Source organism: Streptomyces yunnanensis (genome assembly GCF_029011865.1).
GTDB classification, from domain to species: domain Bacteria; phylum Actinomycetota; class Actinomycetes; order Streptomycetales; family Streptomycetaceae; genus Streptomyces; species Streptomyces yunnanensis.
On record NZ_CP095749.1, the window covers coordinates 5,831,497 to 5,849,377 of the forward strand.

A 17,881-nucleotide genomic window follows, 5' to 3' on the forward strand; every position below is an offset into this window, starting at 1 on the left:
AAGGCTGATCCTTGAGGGGCGGTGGCCGGGTGACGGGTGGGCTGTCAGCCGAAGGCTGATCCTTGAGGGGCGGTGGCCGGGTGGGGTCAGTGCGGTGCGGTCTCCCGGACGGGTGCGGCGCACCGGGCGCTGTGCGGTGCGACGGGGGCGGCGGCCCCGGCCACGGGCGTCCCCTCGCTCGAAGGGAGCGGAGAGTGGGCGAGCAGCTGGGCCTGCGGGAGCATCGGCATCTCGGTCAGGCCGGGGAAGTACACGTGCAGGCTGACGGCCGGCGCCAGTGCGTCGTTGACGACCTCGTGGGCGTAGCCGGGGGCGAACACCCGCTGGGCGCCGGCGGCCAGGGTGCGCGGCCCGCCCGCGGCGTGTTCGGTCAACTCGCCTTCCAGGACGGTCAGTACGCCCGAGGACGGGCTGTGGTCGTGCCGGCCGCTGCCCTGCCCGGGGACCCAGCTCAACAGCCACACCTCGTACCCGGGCCCGGTGCGCAGGCGGTGGTACCAGCGGGTGGTGGCGTCGTAGCGGACCAGCGGGGCCCAGGCGGCGCGGTCGGCGGCGATCGAGCGGGCCAGGCCGACGAAGCCGGCGACGGTGGTGGGGTGGGCGGGGACGGGCGGCAGCAGGTGGGGGATGGCGAGCGGGTCGCCGGCGATCTGGACGTCGCTGTTCATGCGGTTTCCTCGGCGGAAGTGCGGGTGGCGCGCTGGGGGTCCCTCCCGGCGGTGGCCGGGAAACGGGGTGCGGCACGGCGCGGGCCGTTCCTCGTGGGGGCGCGGCGCGGTGGTCGCGGTGGAGCGGAGCGCTGGCGGGATGCGGCGAGCGCGGAGGGCTGGAGCTCAGTGGCTACGACAGCTGGAACAGCGACAGCGGGCCTGCACAGCGCAGAGCGACCCGTAGGAACGGGTCAGTCGGTGCGCGGAGGTCGCTGGCATGCGGTCAAGGAGACACGGGGCGGCGGTGCGCTGTCAAACGGGGAGCGATGTGGCGTGCGTCGTTCACCTCATCCGGTTACCCCGTCCGGAGAAAGGTTTGTGCAGACCGCGGCGGGGAGAAGCGGTCATCAGTCGCACCCGGGGCCGCCGTTGCGGTCCTGTGATCCGGTTGTGATCTTCCCCGCTCCGGTGCGTGCGGTGCAACGCGCAACCCATGAGTTGACGTCTCACTCACTGAGAACAGAGCCGCGGGTCAACGGTCCGAGGAAGTGTCCTGGTTTTGGATGATTTGAACACTTTCCGCATACGCTTGGTTCCGCAGAGTGAATAAGAGGCCCAATAGCAGATCTCGGCTTGACTGGCCCGGATCAGCACACTTGTAATTTCACTCGTGTCGTTCAGCCGAATTCGATCACGGCTTGATCACGGGGACGTAAAGACAGACGAGGGGCGCACATGACCGAGCTGTTCCAGGAATTGCTGGTCGAGGAGGCGGACGAGGAGCTCGGCTGGCAGGAGCGCGCACTGTGCGCCCAGACCGACCCCGAGTCCTTCTTCCCGGAGAAGGGTGGCTCCACCCGCGAGGCCAAGAAGGTCTGCCTCGCCTGCGAAGTCCGCTCCGAGTGCCTCGAATACGCCCTCGCCAACGACGAGCGCTTCGGTATTTGGGGCGGTCTGTCCGAACGCGAGCGGCGCCGACTCAAGAAGGCCGCTGTCTGACCGTGACCGGCCAGCCTCCCGCACCAGCCCCCTGTGGTGGCACCGAGTGCGCCGCCGCACCACCCCAACTCCCCATATCCCCCTATAGCGAACGCACCGCCTCCAGCGCACTGCCCGCCGGAGGCGGTCTGCTGTGTACGGAGCCGATCGGTGCCCCGGCGCGAACCATTAGTGTGGGGCCCCGTCCGAGACACGCCCGCACCGCCGCTACGGCGTGCGCGTGTCCCTCGTAGTCCGTCGCAGTGTTTCCGGGGGCGGGGGCCGTGAGCGACTTCGCCGCAGGCCCTCCAACTCCCGGGTCCGGAGGGCCCGTACCTCGATGTCCGTGCACAGCCAGTCGGCGGCCCAGGCCGCCTCGTATGAAGCCGCCACCCCGGAGTTCCCGCGGCATGTCGTCACGGCCGTGATCGTCTCGCACGACGGCGGCCGCTGGCTGCCCGACGCCCTCGCCGGACTGCTCGGCCAGGAGCGCCCGGTGCAGAACGTCATCGGAGCCGACACCGGCAGCGCGGACGACTCCGCCCAGCTGCTCGCGGAGGCGATCGGCGACGACCGGGTGCTCCACCTCGCCCGCCGCTCCGGATTCGGCACCGCCGTCGAGGAGGCGGTCCGCACCGCCCCCGTCCTCGGCCCCGACGACCTGGCCTATCTGCGCCGCCCCAGCGGCTGGGATCCGGTCAGCCGCACCTGGCACGACGAGGCGTACGACATGCCGGAACTCCCGCACGGGGAACCGGTCCAGTGGCTGTGGCTGCTGCACGACGACTGCGCGCCGGCCCCCGACGCCCTCGCCGAACTGCTGCGGGTCGCCGACGCCAGCCCGTCCACCGCCGTCGTCGGCCCCAAGCTCCGCAGCTGGTACGACCGCCGTCAACTCCTTGAGGCCGGCGTCAGCATCGCCCGCAGCGGACGCCGTTGGACCGGCCTGGACCGCCGCGAACAGGACCAGGGCCAGCACGACCAGGTCCGCCCGGTGCTGTCCGTCTCCACCGCCGGCATGCTCATCCGCCGCGACGTCTACGAGCAGCTGGGCGGCTTCGACCGCCGGCTGCCGCTGATGCGCGACGACGTCGACCTGTGCTGGCGCGCCCAGGCCGCCGGCCACCAGGTCCTGGTCGCCCCCGACGCCGTCCTGCGGCACGCCGAGGCATCCGCCCGCGAGCGCCGCCCCATCGACTGCGTCGGCAGGTCGGTGGCGAACCCCCACAGGGTCGACAAGGCCGGCGCCGTCTACACCCTGCTCGCCAACACCCGTGGCGCGCTGGTCCCGTACACCCTGCTGCGGCTGCTGATCGGCACCCTGCTGCGGGTCGTCGCCTACCTCGTCGGCAAGGTCCCCGGCCAGGCCCTGGACGAACTCGCCGGCCTCTTCGCCACCCTGCTCCGCCCCGGCAAGATCCTCGCCGCCCGCAAACGCCGGGGGAGGCCGACGACCGACGCGAGCGAGCTGCGAGCCCTGTTCCCGCCGCCCGGCGCCACCGTGCGGGCCACCGTCGAACAGGTCGCCGGCAACCTCGCCGGCCGCGCCGCCCCCGACGTCGCCTCCTCCGGTCGGCACGGCGCCGTGGAGTCCGGACCCGGCGGCGACGACGCCGACTACCTGGAGATCGAGCAGTTCGCGCGGCTCAAGCGGATCGCCCGCCGCCCCGCACCGGTGCTCTTCCTCGTCCTGCTGCTGGTCTCGCTGATCGCCTGCCGCGGGCTGCTCGGCAGCGGCTCGCTCGTCGGCGGCGCCCTGCTGCCCGCACCCGACGGCCTCGGCGCCCTGTGGTCGTCGTACACCACCAGCTGGCACCCGGTCGGCGTCGGCGACACCGCCGCCGCACCGCCCTACCTCGCGGTGCTCGCCGCGCTCTCCACGGTCTTCCTCGGCAGCACCGGCTTCACCCTCACCCTGCTGCTGGTCTGCTCCGTGCCGCTGGCCGGCCTCACCGCCTACTTCGCCTCCCGCCCGCTGGTCGCCTCCCGGCTGCTGCGGGCCTGGGGCAGCATCGCCTACGCCTTCCTGCCCGCCGCCACCGGCGCGCTCGCCGGCGGTCGCCTGGGCACCGCCGTACTGGCCGTCCTGCTGCCGCTGATGGCCCGCGCCGCGGTCGCCGCCGGAGGACTGCGGCTGGCGCCCGGCACCCGGCCCAGCTGGCGCGCCGCCTGGGCGTACGCGCTGCTGGTCACCGTCACCACCGCCTTCACCCCGATCGTCTGGCCGATCGCGGTGCTGCTCGGCGTGGCACTGCTCGTGCTGCGCCTGCTCGGCTCCGCGTCCGCAGACCCGGCAACGGGCGGCGGAGCGAAGCGGGGCGGCAGCGGTGGGCTGATCGTGGCGTACGTGCTGCGCTTCCTGGCCGTGGCGCTCGCCCCGCTGGTGGTGCTGGCGCCCTGGTCGCTGTCGCTGCTCGGCCACCCGTCGCGGTTCTTCCGCGAGGCCGGCCTGGACTACGGCGCCGGCTCGGCCTCCGTCCTCGACCTCGTCGGGCTCAGCCCGGGCGGCCCCAAGGCCGTCGGCGGGCTGCTGCTCCTCGGTATCGTCCTGGCCGCCCTCGGCGCGACCCTGCGCGACACCCGGCAGACCGCGATCCGCGCCGCCTGGGTGGTGGCCCTGATCGGACTGCTGTGCGCGGCGCTCGGCAACGGCTCCGGCTGGACCGGCCCGGCGATGCTCGTCTACGGCCTGGCGCTGCTGTGCGCGGCCGCGCTCGGCGCCGAGGGCATCCGCACCCGGATGACCGCGCTCGGCTTCGGCTGGAAGCAGCCGGCCGCCGTGCTGATCGCGCTGGCCGCTCTGATCGCCCCCCTGTACGCCGCGGTCAGCTGGATGATCACCGGCGCGGCCGGCCCGGTCCAGCGGCGCGACGCCACCCAGGTCCCGGCGTTCGTCGCCGAGGAGGCCACCACCACCGACCGGGCCCGCACGCTCGTCCTGGACGGCACCCCCGGCCACGTCACCTACTCCCTCGTCCGCGGTTCCGGGGCCCAGCTCGGGGACGCCGACCTGGCCGCCGAGGCCGGCCCGGACAGCCGCCTGGACGATGTCGTCGCCCACCTCGTCGCCGGCTCCGGCGCCGACCAGACCGACCGGCTCGGCGGCTACGCGGTCCGCTACGTCCTGGTCCGCAAGGGCGCCCCGCGCGAGATGGGCCGCGTCCTGGACGCCACCCCGGGCCTGACCCGGCTCAGCCAGGAGGACGGCAGCGCCCTGTGGCGCGTCGACCAGCGGGTCTCCCGGATCACGATCGTGCCCGCCCAGGCCAAGGAGGGCACCGGCACCGGCGACGCCGCGACGCCCGTCCCGGTGGCGGCCGGCCCGGTCGAGGCACACGGCGCCAAGGTGCCCGCCGGCACCGCCGGCCGGATCCTGCGGCTCGCCGACGCCGCCGACGACGGCTGGCACGCCACCCTCGACGGCACCCCGCTCAAGCCCGTCACCGTCGACGGCTGGGCCCAGGGCTTCCAGCTCCCGTCCGACGGCGGCCGGCTCGACCTCACCCACGACAACCCCGTGGGCCACACCGTCTGGCTGTGGGCCCAGGGCCTGCTCGCCCTCGTGTTGGTCGTGATGGCGCTGCCCGGCCGCCGCCGGGAGATCGACGACGACCTGCCCGAGGAGGCCGCGCCGGCCGTCGCCGCGCAGCCCGCGGGCGAGGGCCGCCGGGCCCGCCGGCTGCGCGCCCAGGCCGAGGCCGCCGCCCCGGCCGGCGACGGCGCCGCCGTCCCGGACGCCCGCACCGTCGAGGAGCCGCCGGCCGCCGCCCCGGCCCCGGACCCCGTCCCGGTCGCCGACCCGTATGCCGCGGTCCCCGCACAGCCCTCCTACGAGGACTGGCAGGCCGCCGGGGAACCGGCCGCCGCGCACGCCCCGGCGGCAGCCGACCAGCAGCCCTACCCGCAGGTCGCCGACCCGTACCAGGCCGGCCAGTACGGCGACCAGCAGCCCTACCAGCCGGTCGATCCCTACCAGGACGGCGGCTACCCGCCGGGCACCTACGCGCCCGACACCTATCCGCCCGCCGGCTACCCGACCGACCCCTACCAGGCGGGCGCCTACGACCCGTACGGCTACGGCGGGCAGCAGCAGCCCTACCCCGATGCCGGGGCTGACCAGCACCCGCAGCAGCACCCGCAGCACCCGCAGCCCTACGACGGCACGACGTACCCCGGCGCCTTCCCCGAGCCGCGCCGTGACGGGAGCGAGCAGCAGTGAAGCGCACCATCTTGTCCCTGACCGCCGCGGCCGCCGCGCTGGCCGCGGTCACCGGTGTCGCCGCGGTCGCCGCCCCCGGCGACACCGGCCCGACGGCCCCCGCGAGCGCCACCCGGCTGCCGGTCCAGCGGTCCACCCTGGTGTGCCCGGCGCCCAGCTCGTCGGAGGTCGCCGAGACCACCTACACCGCCTTCGCGCCGCCGGGCGCCTCGGCCGGTACGGACACCAAGAAGGGCACCGCCCAGCTCCTGCCCACCGGCACCGTCGCCGACAGCCACGGCAACCCCGCCGGCAAGGGCGGCAAGGACGCCAAGGGGGGCAAGGACGGCAAGGGCGCCAAGGACAGGGGCGGCGCGGACACCGGCGGGACGCAGACCGTCCCGCCGCCCGACACCAAGCCCGTGGTGCCCCTCCAGGAGGCCGGGAAGCCGGTCCTCGGGACCACCGACAGCGCCGACGCGCCCGCCCTGACCGGCTCCGCCGACGGCGTGCTGGCCCCCGGCTGGACCATCCAGCAGACCACCGCCGTCGCCGCCGGCCTGGGCCGCGGTCTGCAGGGGCTGAGCTGCACCGCCCCCGACACCCAGTTCTGGTTCCCCGGCGTCAGCACCGCCACCGGCCGCACCGACTACGTCCACCTCACCAACCCCGACCCGGTGCCGGCCGTCGTGGACCTCGAAATGCGCGGCAAGGACGGCGCGTTGACGGACAGCGGCGGCGGCGAGGACATCACCGTGCCGCCGCACACCACCGTCCCGGTGCTGCTCTCCACCCTCACCACCAGCCCCGCCGACGGCGCCGCGCTGCACGTCAGCGTCCGCTCCGGCCGGATCGGCGCGGCCGTCCAGGCCGCCGACGCCAAGACCGGCGGCGACTGGCTGCCGCCGGCCGCCGACCCGTCCCCCGGCGCCGTCCTCCCGGGCATCCCGGCCGACGCCACCGACGTCCAGCTGGTCGCGGTCGCCCCCGGCGACGCCGACGCCGACCTCAAGGTCCAACTGGCCACCCCGACCGGCCTGATCACCCCGGCCGGACTCGACACCCTGCACGTCAAGAGCGGGATGACCGCCACCGTCGACCTCAAGGACATCACCAAGGGCGAGCCCGGCTCGCTGGTCCTCACGCCCGGCGACGCCGGCTCCACCGCCCCGATCGCCGCGGCCCTGCGGGTCGTCCGCGGCAAGGGCGACAACCAGGAGATGGCCTTCATCCCGGCGACCCGGCCGATCGAGGCCCGCGGCACCGTCGCCGACAACCGCGCCAAGGGCAGCACCCTCACCCTGGTCGCCCCCCAGAAGGGCAAGGACGCCAAGGTCAAGATCACCGCGTCGGCCGGCAGCGGCGGCGGCACCCCGGTCTCGAAGACGTACACGGTCAAGGGCGGCACCAGCCTCGCCGTCCAACCGCCGCAGCCGTCCGGCCTCAAGGGTTCCTACGCGCTGACCGTCGAGCCCGAGCCCGGCAGCGGCCCGGTCCACGCCGCCCGGATGCTGGCGCTGCCGCAGGGCGGGGTGCCCGCCTTCACCGTCCAGCCGCTGCCCGACGACCGCGGCTCCGTGCTCGTGCCCACCGCCGGCCAGGACCTGTCCCTGCTGACCCGCTGACGCCCACCGCGGGTGCCGCCGCCCGGCGACACCCGCGCTACCGGCTCACTCCTGGCCGTAGCGCGGGTCCACCGACTCCGGGGCGAGCCCCAGCAACTCGGCGACCTGCTCGACGACGACCTCGTGGACCAGCAGCGCGCGCTCGTCGCGGTTCTTCGTCCGGATCTCCACCGGCCTGCGGTAGATCACGATCCGGTCGCGAAATCCGCCGCCGGAGGGCAGCACCCGGCCGAGCGGCACGCTCTCCTCCTCCGCGAGCGGATCCGGATCGCCGTCCGGCCCGAACTCCGGCACCTCCAGCACCAGGAAATCGACCTGCGTCAGCTGCGGCCAGCGCCGCTCCAGCCGGTCCCGGGAGTCGTAGACGAGATCCGTGAACGCGTCGGCGCGGCTCACCGACAGCGGTACCTGGGGAGGCGCGATCGGGCCGCGCATGCCACGGCCGTGGCGGTCGCGGCGGCGGGGCCGCGGCTCCGCGGGACGGGGAGGTACGGGGCTGTCCATCGGATCGAGCCTAGTCCTCCGGGCGCGCCCGGGTCGGCGTTGTGCGACAACTCGCCACTTGTCGTCGGGTGACCGGCCCGGCCCGGGTTCGGTTCGTTTGCGGCCCCGCATTCGATCGCCCCGCTCCCGCCCGGCGCCGCAGAATGACATGAATTGCCCCACCTGAGGGTGGGATTCCGCTCCCGGCGCGGCGCCGCCGACCCCGCCCCCGAGCGGTCCCGGCCGACGGGCGCAGGTCAGACGCATCGGACGAAGCGGGACGACACGGTTGGGTGAGCCGAGGGAGAGTCGTCGCGGCCCGCTCAAGAGTGCGGTACCGTCCAACGTCGTGAGCCCTGTACGTCGCTGTTCGCGCACTGCGTGCGGCCGCCCCGCCGTCGCAACGCTGACGTACGTCTATGCGGATTCGACCGCCGTGCTCGGACCGCTCGCCACCTACGCCGAGCCGCACTGCTACGACCTGTGCGCCCAGCACTCCGAGCGCCTGACCGCACCCCGCGGCTGGGAAGTCGTCCGCCTCGCCATCGACCCCGGTCCCGCCCGCCCCAGCGGCGACGACCTCGAAGCGCTGGCCAACGCCGTCCGCGAGGCTGCCCGCCCCCAGGAGCGCGCCGCCGGCGGCGGCACCCCCGCGCCCAGCGGCCGCGACGGCCACCCCATGGAGGTCGCCCGCCGCGGCCACCTCCGGGTCCTGCGCTCGCCCGACTCCTGACCCGTCGCCGCCCGGCCCGCTGCCGTTCACGGCTGGTTCACGGCCCCCGTACGGACCGTACGGGTAGGTTTGTGGCCCCGTAGCGACTCCAGGAGGGCTGGCTGTGACTGATCTGGCGCAGATCGTGAAGGCGTACGACGTGCGCGGCGTGGTCCCCGACCAATGGGACGAGACCCTGGCCGAACTCTTCGGCGCGGCCTTCGTCGAGGTCACCGGCGCCGACGCGATCGTCATCGGGCACGACATGCGGCCCTCCTCGCCCGGCCTGGCCGGCGCCTTCGGCCGCGGCGCCGCCGCCCGCGGCGCCGACGTCACCGAGATCGGCCTCTGCTCCACCGACGAGCTCTACTACGCCAGCGGCGCCCTGAACCTGCCCGGCGCGATGTTCACCGCCTCGCACAACCCGGCCCAGTACAACGGCATCAAGATGTGCCGGGCCGGCGCCGCCCCCGTGGGCCAGGACACCGGGCTCGCCGACATCCGCGCCCTGGCCGAGCGCTGGACCGCCGACGGCGCCCCCGAACCGGCCGCCACCCCCGGCACCGTCACCCGGCGCGACGTGCTCCACGACTACGCCGCCCACCTGCGCTCCCTCGTGGACCTCCGCACCATCCGCCCCCTGAAGGTCGTGGTGGACGCCGGCAACGGCATGGGCGGCCACACCGTCCCCACCGTCTTCGACGGCCTGCCGCTCGACCTCGACGCGCTCTACTTCGAGCTCGACGGCTCCTTCCCCCACCACGAGGCCAACCCGCTCGACCCGAAGAACATCGTCGACCTCCAGCAACGGGTCCGCGAGGTCGGCGCCGACCTCGGCCTGGCCTTCGACGGCGACGCCGACCGCTGCTTCGTCGTCGACGAGAACGGCGACCCGGTCTCCCCGTCCGCGATCACCGCCCTGGTCGCCGCCCGCGAACTGGCCAAGCACCCCGGCGGCACGGTCATCCACAACTGCATCACCTCCTGGTCCGTCCCGGAGGTCGTCAAGGAGCACGGCGGCGCCCCCGTCCGCACCCGCGTCGGCCACTCCTTCATCAAGGCCGAAATGGCCCGCACCGGCGCCATCTTCGGCGGCGAGCACTCCGCCCACTACTACTTCCGCGACTTCTGGAACGCCGACACCGGCATGCTCGCCGCCCTGCACGTCCTCGCCGCCCTCGGCGAACAGGACGGCCCGCTCTCCCGGCTCGTCGCCCAGTACGACCGCTACGCCGCCTCCGGCGAGATCAACAGCACCGTCGACGACCAGGCCGGCCGGCTCGCCGCCATCAAGGCCACCTACGAGAGCCGCGACGGCATCACCCTCGACGACCTCGACGGCCTGACCGTCACCGCCGCCGACTGGTGGTTCAACGTCCGCCCCTCCAACACCGAGCCGCTGCTCCGCCTCAACGCCGAGGCCCGCGACCGGGCCACCGTCGAGCGGATCCGCGACGAGGTCCTGGAGATCATCCGCGGCTGATCGCCCGCAGGCCGGGGGAGGGCCGCCCACAGCGCCCCTCCCACCTGCCGAAACCCCCTCCGGGCAGGCCCCGTCCCCCACACCGGCGGTACGCTGGCCACGCCGTAACCACGCCGAAGGAGCACCCCGATGCCGGTCGAAGCCAGCCTGATCCAGATCCTCGCCTGCCCGGCCTGCCACGCCTCGCTGGAGGACCGCACCGCGGCGGACCCGGCCGCGCTGGTCTGCACCTCCGCCGACTGCGGCCTGGCCTACCCGGTCAAGGACGGCATCCCGGTCCTCCTCGTCGACGAAGCCCTCCCCCATGGCCCGAAGGGCATGGGCGGTACCCCCACCCCCGCCTGACCGGCCCACCGGGCCCGTCCCGGTACAGCCTGGCACCACCCCGCCCGTACCGGCGATCGGAGGCCGCGCCACCATGCTCGACGAGTCACTGCTCGACGCTCCCGAGGCGCTGGCCGGCGCCGACCGCTTCGGCCTGCTGCGCGCCGTCGCCGAATCCGGCGCGCGGGTCCGCACCGCCGCCCGCAGCGCCGCCGAATCCGGCATCCCCGAGCTGACCCCCGACGGGCGCCCGCGCGCCGTCCTCGTCGCCGGCCCCGGCCCGGCCGCGCCCGGCGTCGCCGACCTGCTGCGCGCCCTCAGCGGCGGCAGCTGCCCGGTCAGCCTCATCCAACCCACCGGCGTCGCCCCCGTACCCGGCGCGCTCCGCTGGACCCTGCCCGGCTGGGCCGGCCCCCTCGACCTCCTCCTCGTCGCCGGCCCCGACGCCGCCGACCCCGGCCTCGCCGAACTCGTCGAACAGTCCTACCGCCGCGGCTGCGCGGTCGTCGCCGTCACCCCCGCCGGCGGCCCGCTCGCCGACGCCGTCGTCCAGGCCCGCGGCCTGCCCGTCCCCCTGGCCACCACCGCCTACGACACCGAATTCGACGTCGAGGGCGCCCCGCCCGCCGCCCCCGGCACCCTCTGGTCCGTCCTCATCCCGCTGCTGGTGCTCGCCGACCGGATCGGCCTGATCAACGCCCCCGCGGACGCCGTCGGCAAGCTCGCCGACCGCCTGGACCAGATCGCCGAACGCTGCGGACCGGCCATCCCCACCTACACCAACCCCGGCAAGACCCTCGCCGCCGACCTCGCCGACGCGCTCCCGCTGATCTGGACCGAGGGCCCGATCGCCGGCGCCGTCGGCCGCCACTTCGCCACCGAACTCGCCGGACTGGCCGGCCGCCCCGGCCTCGCCGCCGAGCTCCCCGAGGCGCTCACCACCCACCGCCCCCTGCTCGCCGGCGCACTGGCCGCCGGCGCCGACCCGGACGACTTCTTCCGCGACCGCGTCGAGCAGCCCGCCGCCCTGCACGCCAGGATCATCCTGCTCCGCGAGGCCGAGGCCGGCCCGCTCTCCGCCACCCGCGCCGCCCAGCAGCTCGCCGACGAGCGCGACACCCCGCTCAGCGAACTGCACCCCGGCGCCGGCAGCGACCTGGAACGCGCCGCTGAACTCCTTGCCATCGCCGATTTCGGCGCCGTTTACCTGGCGCTCGCCGGCACCGAGTGATCATGCCTTCGGGGCAGTCGCCACCGCGCCCCGCCGGACCACCCACGCCACGTCAGGAAGCAGCCGCCCGATGGACCGCCTCGTCAACGCCGTGCGCCCCTACGCCTGGGGCTCCACCACCGCCATCCCCGACCTCCTCGGCGTCCCGCCCACCGGCGAACCGCAGGCCGAGATATGGCTCGGCGCGCACCCCGGGGCCCCCTCCCGCCTCGACCGCGGCCACGGCCCGGTCTCCCTCGCCGACGTGATCGACGCCGACCCCGAGGCCGCACTGGGCGCCGACGCCGTCCGCGCCTTCGGCCCCCGGCTGCCGTTCCTGTTCAAGGTCCTCGCCGCCGGCGCCCCGCTCTCCCTCCAGGTCCACCCCGACCGCGCCCAGGCCGCAGCGGGCTTCGCCGACGAGGAGGCCCGCGGCATCCCCCTCGACGCCCCGCACCGCAACTACAAGGACGCCAACCACAAGCCCGAACTGATCTGCGCCCTCACCCCCTTCGAGGGCCTCTGCGGCTTCCGGCACCCCGCCGAGGCCGCCGAACTCCTGGAGGGCCTGGACGTCGCCGACCTCAAGCCGTACGTCGACATCCTGCGCGCCAGCCCCGAGGAGTCCGCGCTGCGCGAGGTGCTCACCGCCGTCCTCGTCGCCGAACCCCACGCCATCGCCGAGACCGTCGAACGCGCCGCCACCGCCGCCGGCCACCTCGCCCCCAAGGGAGGCCCGCACGCCGACGCCTACGCCGCCTACGCCGGCCTCGCCCACCACTACCCGGGCGACCCCGGCATCCTCGCCGCGATGCTCCTCAACCACGTCCGCCTCCAGCCCGGCGAAGCGCTCTACCTCGGCGCCGGCATACCGCACGCCTACCTCAGCGGCCTCGGCGTCGAGCTGATGGCCAACTCCGACAACGTGCTCCGCTGCGGCCTCACCCCCAAGCACGTCGACGTCCCCGAACTCCTGCGCGTGGTCCGCTTCACGCCCCGCGACGCCGGCGTCCTGCGCCCCGAGGAGGTCGACGGCGAGGAGGTCTACGACACCCCCATCGACGAGTTCCGGCTCTCCCGCTTCGTCCTGGCCCCCGGCTCCGCACCCCGCCCGCTGCCCGCCCGCACCCCGCAGATCCTGCTCTGCACCGCCGGCACCGTGCACCTGACCAGCGACGCCGGCACCACCGGGGAACTCACCCTCACCCCCGGCGGCGCCGCCTTCGTCCCCGCCGGCGAACACCTCACCCTCGCCGGCGCCGGCACCCTCTTCCGCGCCACCGTCGTCGCCTGACGCCGTCCGCGACCCGGCCACCCCGCGCCTTCCCCGGGCCGGGCTGCAACAATGACCGCCGCACGGCATTAAAGGGGCGGTAAAGCCCGGTCTACGGAAGGGCCGGTCTACGGAAAGGACGTGGCGCACTCATGAGCGCATCTGGCGGCACCAAGGCGATCGTTGCGGCGCTGGGCGCCAACCTGGCGATCGCCGTGGCCAAGTTCGTCGCCTTCGCCTTCAGCGGCTCGTCCTCGATGCTGGCCGAAGGCGTGCACTCCCTCGCGGACTCCGGCAACCAGGGCCTGCTGCTGCTCGGCGGCAAGAAGGCCAAGCGCGCCGCCACCGCCGAACACCCCTTCGGCTACGGCCGCGAGCGCTACATATACGGCTTCCTGGTCTCCATCGTCCTGTTCACCATCGGCGGCGTCTTCGCCCTCTACGAGGGTTGGGAGAAGATCCGGAACCCGCACCCCCTGGACAACTGGTACTGGCCGGTCGGCGTCCTGGTCTTCGCCGTCATCGCCGAGGGCTTCTCCTTCCGCACCGCCGTCAAGGAGTCCAACGAACTGCGCGGCAAGCAGTCCTGGATACAGTTCATCCGTCGCGCCAAGGCCCCCGAACTCCCCGTCGTCCTGCTGGAGGACTTCGGCGCCCTGATCGGCCTGGTCCTCGCCCTGGTCGGCGTCGGCCTCACCCTCGCCACCGGCAGCGGCGTCTGGGACGGCGTCGGCACCATGGCCATCGGCGCCCTGCTGGTGCTGATCGCCCTCGTCCTCGCCGCCGAGACCAAGTCCCTGCTGCTCGGCGAGGCCGCCGGCCCCGACCAGGTCGCCAAGATCCGCGCCGCCCTCGTCGACGGCGACGTCGTCACCCGCGTCATCCACATGCGCACCCTCCACCTCGGCCCCGAGGAACTCCTCGTCGCCGCCAAGATCGCCGTCCAGCACGACGACACCGCCGCCGAGGTCGCCCGCGCCATCGACGCCGCCGAGGCCCGCATCCGGGAAGCCGTCCCGATCGCCCGCGTCATCTACCTCGAACCCGACATCTACGACGAGAAGGCCGCCGCGGCCCAGGCCCCCAGCGGCAGCTGACCGACCACCCACCGCGGGCCCCGCCACCTCCGTGGAAGGCGGGGCCCTCGCATGCCGCCACCCCGCCCACCGGCCCGCCGCACCCCCGCGGCGCACAGAACAAGCCAATGAAGGGGCCCATGCGGGCTGGGGCCGCAGAGCCGATCGGTGTAGATTCGGGGGAAGTGCCAGACGTCGCTGCTGATGGCGGTCGGGCGGCCCGCACCGCGGACCGGCCGAGGGAGAGAGGGCCTCCGACGGACTGCGCTGCGGCAAGGGGAGAGGTGTAACGGCCTCCGCGTACGCTCGCGTACGCCCGGTCACCACCGGGACCCCGACCCGCGCCGCAGACTGCCCGAATTGCCCGACCGACCTCGACACCCGAGGAGCAGCCCGTAATGACGACAGCAGCCACCGGCCAGGACTTCAAGGTCGCCGACCTGTCCCTCGCCGCCTTCGGCCGCAAGGAGATCACCCTCGCCGAGCACGAGATGCCCGGCCTGATGGCGATCCGCAAGGAGTACGCCGCCCAGCAGCCCCTCAAAGGCGCGCGGGTCACCGGCTCGCTGCACATGACCGTGCAGACCGCCGTGCTGATCGAGACCCTGGTCGCCCTGGGCGCGCAGGTCCGCTGGGCCTCCTGCAACATCTTCTCCACCCAGGACCACGCCGCCGCGGCCATCGCCGTCGGCCCCACCGGCACCCCCGAGGACCCCCAGGGCGTCCCGGTCTTCGCCTGGAAGGGCGAGACCCTGGAGGAGTACTGGTGGTGCACGGAGCAGGCGCTGACCTGGCCGGGCACCCCCACCGGCGGCCCGAACATGATCCTCGACGACGGTGGCGACGCCACCCTCCTCGTCCACAAGGGCGTCGAGTACGAGAAGGCCGGCAAGGCCCCGGCGGTGGAGACCGCGGAGAACGAGGAACACCGCGCCATCCTGGAGCTCCTCAACCGCACCCTCGCCGAGAACCCGCAGAAGTGGACCCGGCTGGCGTCCGAGATCCGCGGCGTGACGGAGGAGACCACCACCGGTGTCCACCGCCTCTACGAGATGCAGCGCGACGGCGACCTGCTCTTCCCCGCGATCAACGTCAACGACGCGGTGACCAAGTCCAAGTTCGACAACAAGTACGGCTGCCGCCACTCGCTCATCGACGGCATCAACCGCGCCACCGACGTCCTGATCGGCGGCAAGACCGCCGTCGTCTGCGGCTACGGCGACGTCGGCAAGGGCTGCGCGGAATCCCTGCGCGGCCAGGGCGCCCGCGTCATCATCACCGAGATCGACCCGATCTGCGCGCTCCAGGCGGCCATGGACGGCTACCAGGTCACCACCCTCGACGACGTCGTGGAGACCGCCGACATCTTCATCACCACCACCGGCAACAAGGACATCATCCTTGCCTCCGACATGGCGCGGATGAAGCACCAGGCGATCGTCGGCAACATCGGCCACTTCGACAACGAGATCGACATGGCCGGTCTGGCGAAGCTGCCGGGCATCGTCAAGGACGAGGTCAAGCCGCAGGTCCACACCTGGACCCACCCGGACGGCAAGGTCCTGATCGTGCTCTCCGAGGGCCGCCTGCTCAACCTCGGCAACGCCACCGGTCACCCCTCGTTCGTGATGTCCAACTCCTTCGCGGACCAGACGCTGGCCCAGATCGAGCTGTTCACCAAGCCCGAGCAGTACCCCACCGACGTGTACGTCCTGCCCAAGCACCTGGACGAGAAGGTCGCCCGCCTCCACCTGGACGCGCTGGGCGTCAAACTCACCACCCTGCGCCAGGAGCAGGCCGACTACATCGGCGTCAAGGTCGAGGGCCCCTTCAAGCCCGACCACTACCGCTACTGAGCCACCCCCGGCCCGCCCGCGGACCGGACACCCGCTCACCCAGCAGCCGCTGGCACCAGGCCCTCGCCCACCCGGCGGGGGCCTGGCCCGCAGAATCCCCGGAAAACCCCGCACCCCCGGCGCACCACCCCACCCCCCAAGGACTGCACCACCATGCCCCGCGGCCACTACTCCCTGTACGACCCGCACGACCGCACCCCCCTCGGCGAGGAACACTTCCACTGCGCCACCGGCCCCTCCGGCTGGCGCTACGTCTCCCAGACCCTCAACACCGCCGGCGAGCACACCGGCTCCGTCGACCTCACCCTCGACGAGCTCGGCCGCCCGATCCGCCTGGAACTGCACGCCGCCGCATGGCAGGTGCGCGGCGCCGCCCTGGACGGCGTCACCTGGGTACGCACCGACCCCACCGGCACCCACGCCACCGAGGGCAACGTCCCCGCCCACGCCTTCACCGGCGCCTCCCCGGCCTTCCTCGTCGCCACCGCGCGCCTGCTCCGCCCCGTCCTCGGCGCCGGCGCGACCCGCGTCCGCCTCGTCGCCTTCACACCCCCCGTCCTCGCCCCCCGCACCCTCGACCAGTCCTGGGCGCTGCTCTCCAGCACACCACACGCCACTGACACCGCCCCGCTCGTCGCCGACGAGTACCAGGTCACCGACCTCGAAACCGGCGAACAGCACGCCGTGCACCTCGCCGGCGACGTCGTCCTCGCCGCCCCCGGCATCGAACTCGAATCCCTCGACACACCGCCCTCGACCTTCAACTGACCGCCGACGAACCCCCGTTGGCAGGGGTGCGTCGGCAGAGGGGCGGCCGGGATCGCGTGGCGTGATCCGCTCGCCCCCCGTCCCGCCTCACACGGGCGGCGCGAACCCGGTGCTCGGCCGGGCCGGCTGCCCGCCCCCGTCCCGAGCCCCCGGCACCGTCCCCGCAGTCCAGGCAGCACCGCCGCCCCCAGGGGCACCGCCCGCCGCCGCAGGCCCGGCCGTCACGGCACCCCCGGGCACCACCCACGCCCCACCGGCAGCGGTCGCACCGCCCTCGGGAACCCCACCCGAGGACTCCTCCGGCACCGCCCCGGAAGCCGAGGCCGACCCCGCCCCCGGATACACCCCCGCCGCACCGCTCTCCCCGAACGCCCGCCGGGACTCCCGCTCCTGCCGCTCACCCATCACCGCGGCCAAATACACCGCCGGGTCCACGCCCGCCGGCACCGCCGCCCCCGTGAAGCCCCACAGATCACCGGCGAGCCGCCCGGCCATCGCCGCGCCCGCCTGCGGATCCAACTCGCCCAGCCGCCCCAGGTACTGCCGCACGGCTAGCCACCACCCGTCCGGCACCCGGGACAGATCGAGCCCCCCGATCTCCCCGGCCAGCCACGGAGGCGGTGCCGGCAGCACCACGCCCCCGCCCTCCGCCTCGGGCACCCGCTCCCGGATCACCAGCGTCCCGGCGAACACATCGCCCAGCCGCCGGCCCCGGGCCGACACCAGCGACGCGATCGACGCCAGCACCCCCATCGTCATCACGATCTCGATGGCCCCCATGGCACCCCGCACCAGCGCATGCCGGAACCGGATCGGCCCGCCGTCCTCCCGCACCACCCGCAACCCGCAGATCAGCTTCCCCAACGACCGCCCGTGGCTCAGCGTCTCCACCGCGATCGGTATCCCCACCTGCACCAGCACCAGCGTCGCCACCTGTAGGGCCGCCAGCACCGCACCGTCCAACGAGGACGCGGTGCTCACCATCACCAACGTCACCGCGATGTACGTCCCCCAGGCCACCGCGAGATCGACCACGACCGCCAGCCCCCGGCTCGCCAGCCTGGCCGGCCGCAGCCCCAGCACCACGGCCTCGCCCGTCACCAGCTGACTCACACGCCCACTCCCTCTCGACCCCTGTTACCCGGCCCGCCACCACGGCCGCCCGTCCCACCGCGGTTCCGCCCCGGAGGTCCGGGGCCCCGCGCCCGGCCAGTCTGCCAAGCTGGCCCGGCACCCACCCACCGC

General features: G+C 74.2%; 14 protein-coding genes. 11 read left to right on the forward strand and 3 right to left on the reverse strand.

The window, feature by feature from the left end; translation table 11 throughout:
• Positions 1-86 precede the first annotated feature (86 nt).
• Positions 87-668, reverse strand: coding sequence for a cysteine dioxygenase (locus tag MOV08_RS25525; RefSeq protein ID WP_275308973.1), 582 nt, complete (start codon positions 666-668; stop codon positions 87-89).
• A gap of 717 nt (positions 669-1,385) precedes the next feature.
• Between MOV08_RS25525 and MOV08_RS25530 the strand changes: the two genes are divergently transcribed.
• The 3 genes from MOV08_RS25530 to MOV08_RS25540 all read left to right on the forward strand — a co-directional run bounded on the left by MOV08_RS25530 (position 1,386) and on the right by MOV08_RS25540 (position 7,451).
• On the forward strand, positions 1,386-1,649 hold the full coding sequence (locus MOV08_RS25530) for a WhiB family transcriptional regulator (protein ID WP_003983763.1): 264 nt from the start codon (positions 1,386-1,388) through the stop codon (positions 1,647-1,649).
• A 319-nt stretch (positions 1,650-1,968) separates the two neighbouring features.
• Positions 1,969-5,847 (forward strand): glycosyltransferase family 2 protein, encoded by a 3,879-nt coding sequence (locus MOV08_RS25535; protein WP_275308974.1) that lies wholly within the window; start codon positions 1,969-1,971, stop codon positions 5,845-5,847.
• Complete coding sequence (locus MOV08_RS25540) at positions 5,844-7,451, forward strand: DUF5719 family protein (protein WP_275308976.1); 1,608 nt, start codon at positions 5,844-5,846, stop codon at positions 7,449-7,451. Before MOV08_RS25535 ends, MOV08_RS25540 begins: the two co-directional genes overlap by 4 nt.
• Positions 7,452-7,496: 45 nt before the next feature.
• On the opposite strand, the gene MOV08_RS25545 is transcribed toward MOV08_RS25540, so the two are convergent.
• The gene (locus tag MOV08_RS25545) at positions 7,497-7,955 is read right to left on the reverse strand and encodes a metallopeptidase family protein (protein WP_203232572.1); all 459 of its coding nucleotides are present in this window, start codon (positions 7,953-7,955) and stop codon (positions 7,497-7,499) included.
• A 268-nt stretch (positions 7,956-8,223) separates the two neighbouring features.
• Here MOV08_RS25545 and MOV08_RS25550 point away from each other — a divergent pair, with 268 nt between their 5' ends.
• The 8 genes from MOV08_RS25550 (at position 8,224) to MOV08_RS25585 (ending at position 16,636) form a co-directional block, all read left to right on the forward strand.
• Positions 8,224-8,667, forward strand: coding sequence for a DUF3499 domain-containing protein (locus MOV08_RS25550; RefSeq protein WP_078875880.1), 444 nt, complete (start codon positions 8,224-8,226; stop codon positions 8,665-8,667).
• Between the two features lie 103 nt (positions 8,668-8,770).
• The gene (locus MOV08_RS25555) at positions 8,771-10,129 is read left to right on the forward strand and encodes a phosphomannomutase/phosphoglucomutase (protein ID WP_275308977.1); all 1,359 of its coding nucleotides are present in this window, start codon (positions 8,771-8,773) and stop codon (positions 10,127-10,129) included.
• 129 nt (positions 10,130-10,258) lie between these two features.
• Positions 10,259-10,474: a Trm112 family protein gene (locus MOV08_RS25560; protein ID WP_039635892.1), complete on the forward strand. Its 216-nt coding sequence runs from the start codon at positions 10,259-10,261 to the stop codon at positions 10,472-10,474.
• A gap of 73 nt (positions 10,475-10,547) precedes the next feature.
• Positions 10,548-11,684, forward strand: coding sequence for an SIS domain-containing protein (locus MOV08_RS25565; protein ID WP_039635894.1), 1,137 nt, complete (start codon positions 10,548-10,550; stop codon positions 11,682-11,684).
• A gap of 70 nt (positions 11,685-11,754) precedes the next feature.
• Complete coding sequence (manA, locus tag MOV08_RS25570; protein WP_275308978.1) at positions 11,755-12,957, forward strand: mannose-6-phosphate isomerase, class I; 1,203 nt, start codon at positions 11,755-11,757, stop codon at positions 12,955-12,957.
• A gap of 131 nt (positions 12,958-13,088) precedes the next feature.
• Positions 13,089-14,033, forward strand: coding sequence for a cation diffusion facilitator family transporter (locus MOV08_RS25575; RefSeq protein ID WP_275308980.1), 945 nt, complete (start codon positions 13,089-13,091; stop codon positions 14,031-14,033).
• Positions 14,034-14,410: 377 nt separating this feature from the next.
• Positions 14,411-15,868, forward strand: a complete 1,458-nt coding sequence (gene ahcY, locus MOV08_RS25580; protein ID WP_039635900.1) for an adenosylhomocysteinase — start codon at positions 14,411-14,413, stop codon at positions 15,866-15,868.
• 153 nt (positions 15,869-16,021) lie between these two features.
• Complete coding sequence (locus MOV08_RS25585) at positions 16,022-16,636, forward strand: hypothetical protein (protein ID WP_039635901.1); 615 nt, start codon at positions 16,022-16,024, stop codon at positions 16,634-16,636.
• An 87-nt stretch (positions 16,637-16,723) separates the two neighbouring features.
• Here MOV08_RS25585 and MOV08_RS25590 read toward each other — a convergent pair whose 3' ends face one another.
• Positions 16,724-17,749, reverse strand: coding sequence for an RDD family protein (locus tag MOV08_RS25590; protein ID WP_275308982.1), 1,026 nt, complete (start codon positions 17,747-17,749; stop codon positions 16,724-16,726).
• Positions 17,750-17,881: the final 132 nt, after the last annotated feature.

Bases quoted from the DNA above. Each gene is read 5' to 3' on its own strand.
- MOV08_RS25525 (WP_275308973.1), bottom strand. From the start codon at position 668: ATGAACAGCGACGTCCAGATCGCCGGCGACCCGCTCGCCATCCCCCAC.
- MOV08_RS25530 (WP_003983763.1), top strand. From the start codon at position 1,386: ATGACCGAGCTGTTCCAGGAATTGCTGGTCGAGGAGGCGGACGAGGAG.
- MOV08_RS25535 (WP_275308974.1), top strand. From the start codon at position 1,969: ATGTCCGTGCACAGCCAGTCGGCGGCCCAGGCCGCCTCGTATGAAGCC.
- MOV08_RS25545 (WP_203232572.1), bottom strand. From the start codon at position 7,955: ATGGACAGCCCCGTACCTCCCCGTCCCGCGGAGCCGCGGCCCCGCCGC.
- MOV08_RS25560 (WP_039635892.1), top strand. From the start codon at position 10,259: ATGCCGGTCGAAGCCAGCCTGATCCAGATCCTCGCCTGCCCGGCCTGC.
- MOV08_RS25565 (WP_039635894.1), top strand. From the start codon at position 10,548: ATGCTCGACGAGTCACTGCTCGACGCTCCCGAGGCGCTGGCCGGCGCC.
- manA (WP_275308978.1), top strand. From the start codon at position 11,755: ATGGACCGCCTCGTCAACGCCGTGCGCCCCTACGCCTGGGGCTCCACC.
- MOV08_RS25575 (WP_275308980.1), top strand. From the start codon at position 13,089: ATGAGCGCATCTGGCGGCACCAAGGCGATCGTTGCGGCGCTGGGCGCC.
- ahcY (WP_039635900.1), top strand. From the start codon at position 14,411: ATGACGACAGCAGCCACCGGCCAGGACTTCAAGGTCGCCGACCTGTCC.
- MOV08_RS25585 (WP_039635901.1), top strand. From the start codon at position 16,022: ATGCCCCGCGGCCACTACTCCCTGTACGACCCGCACGACCGCACCCCC.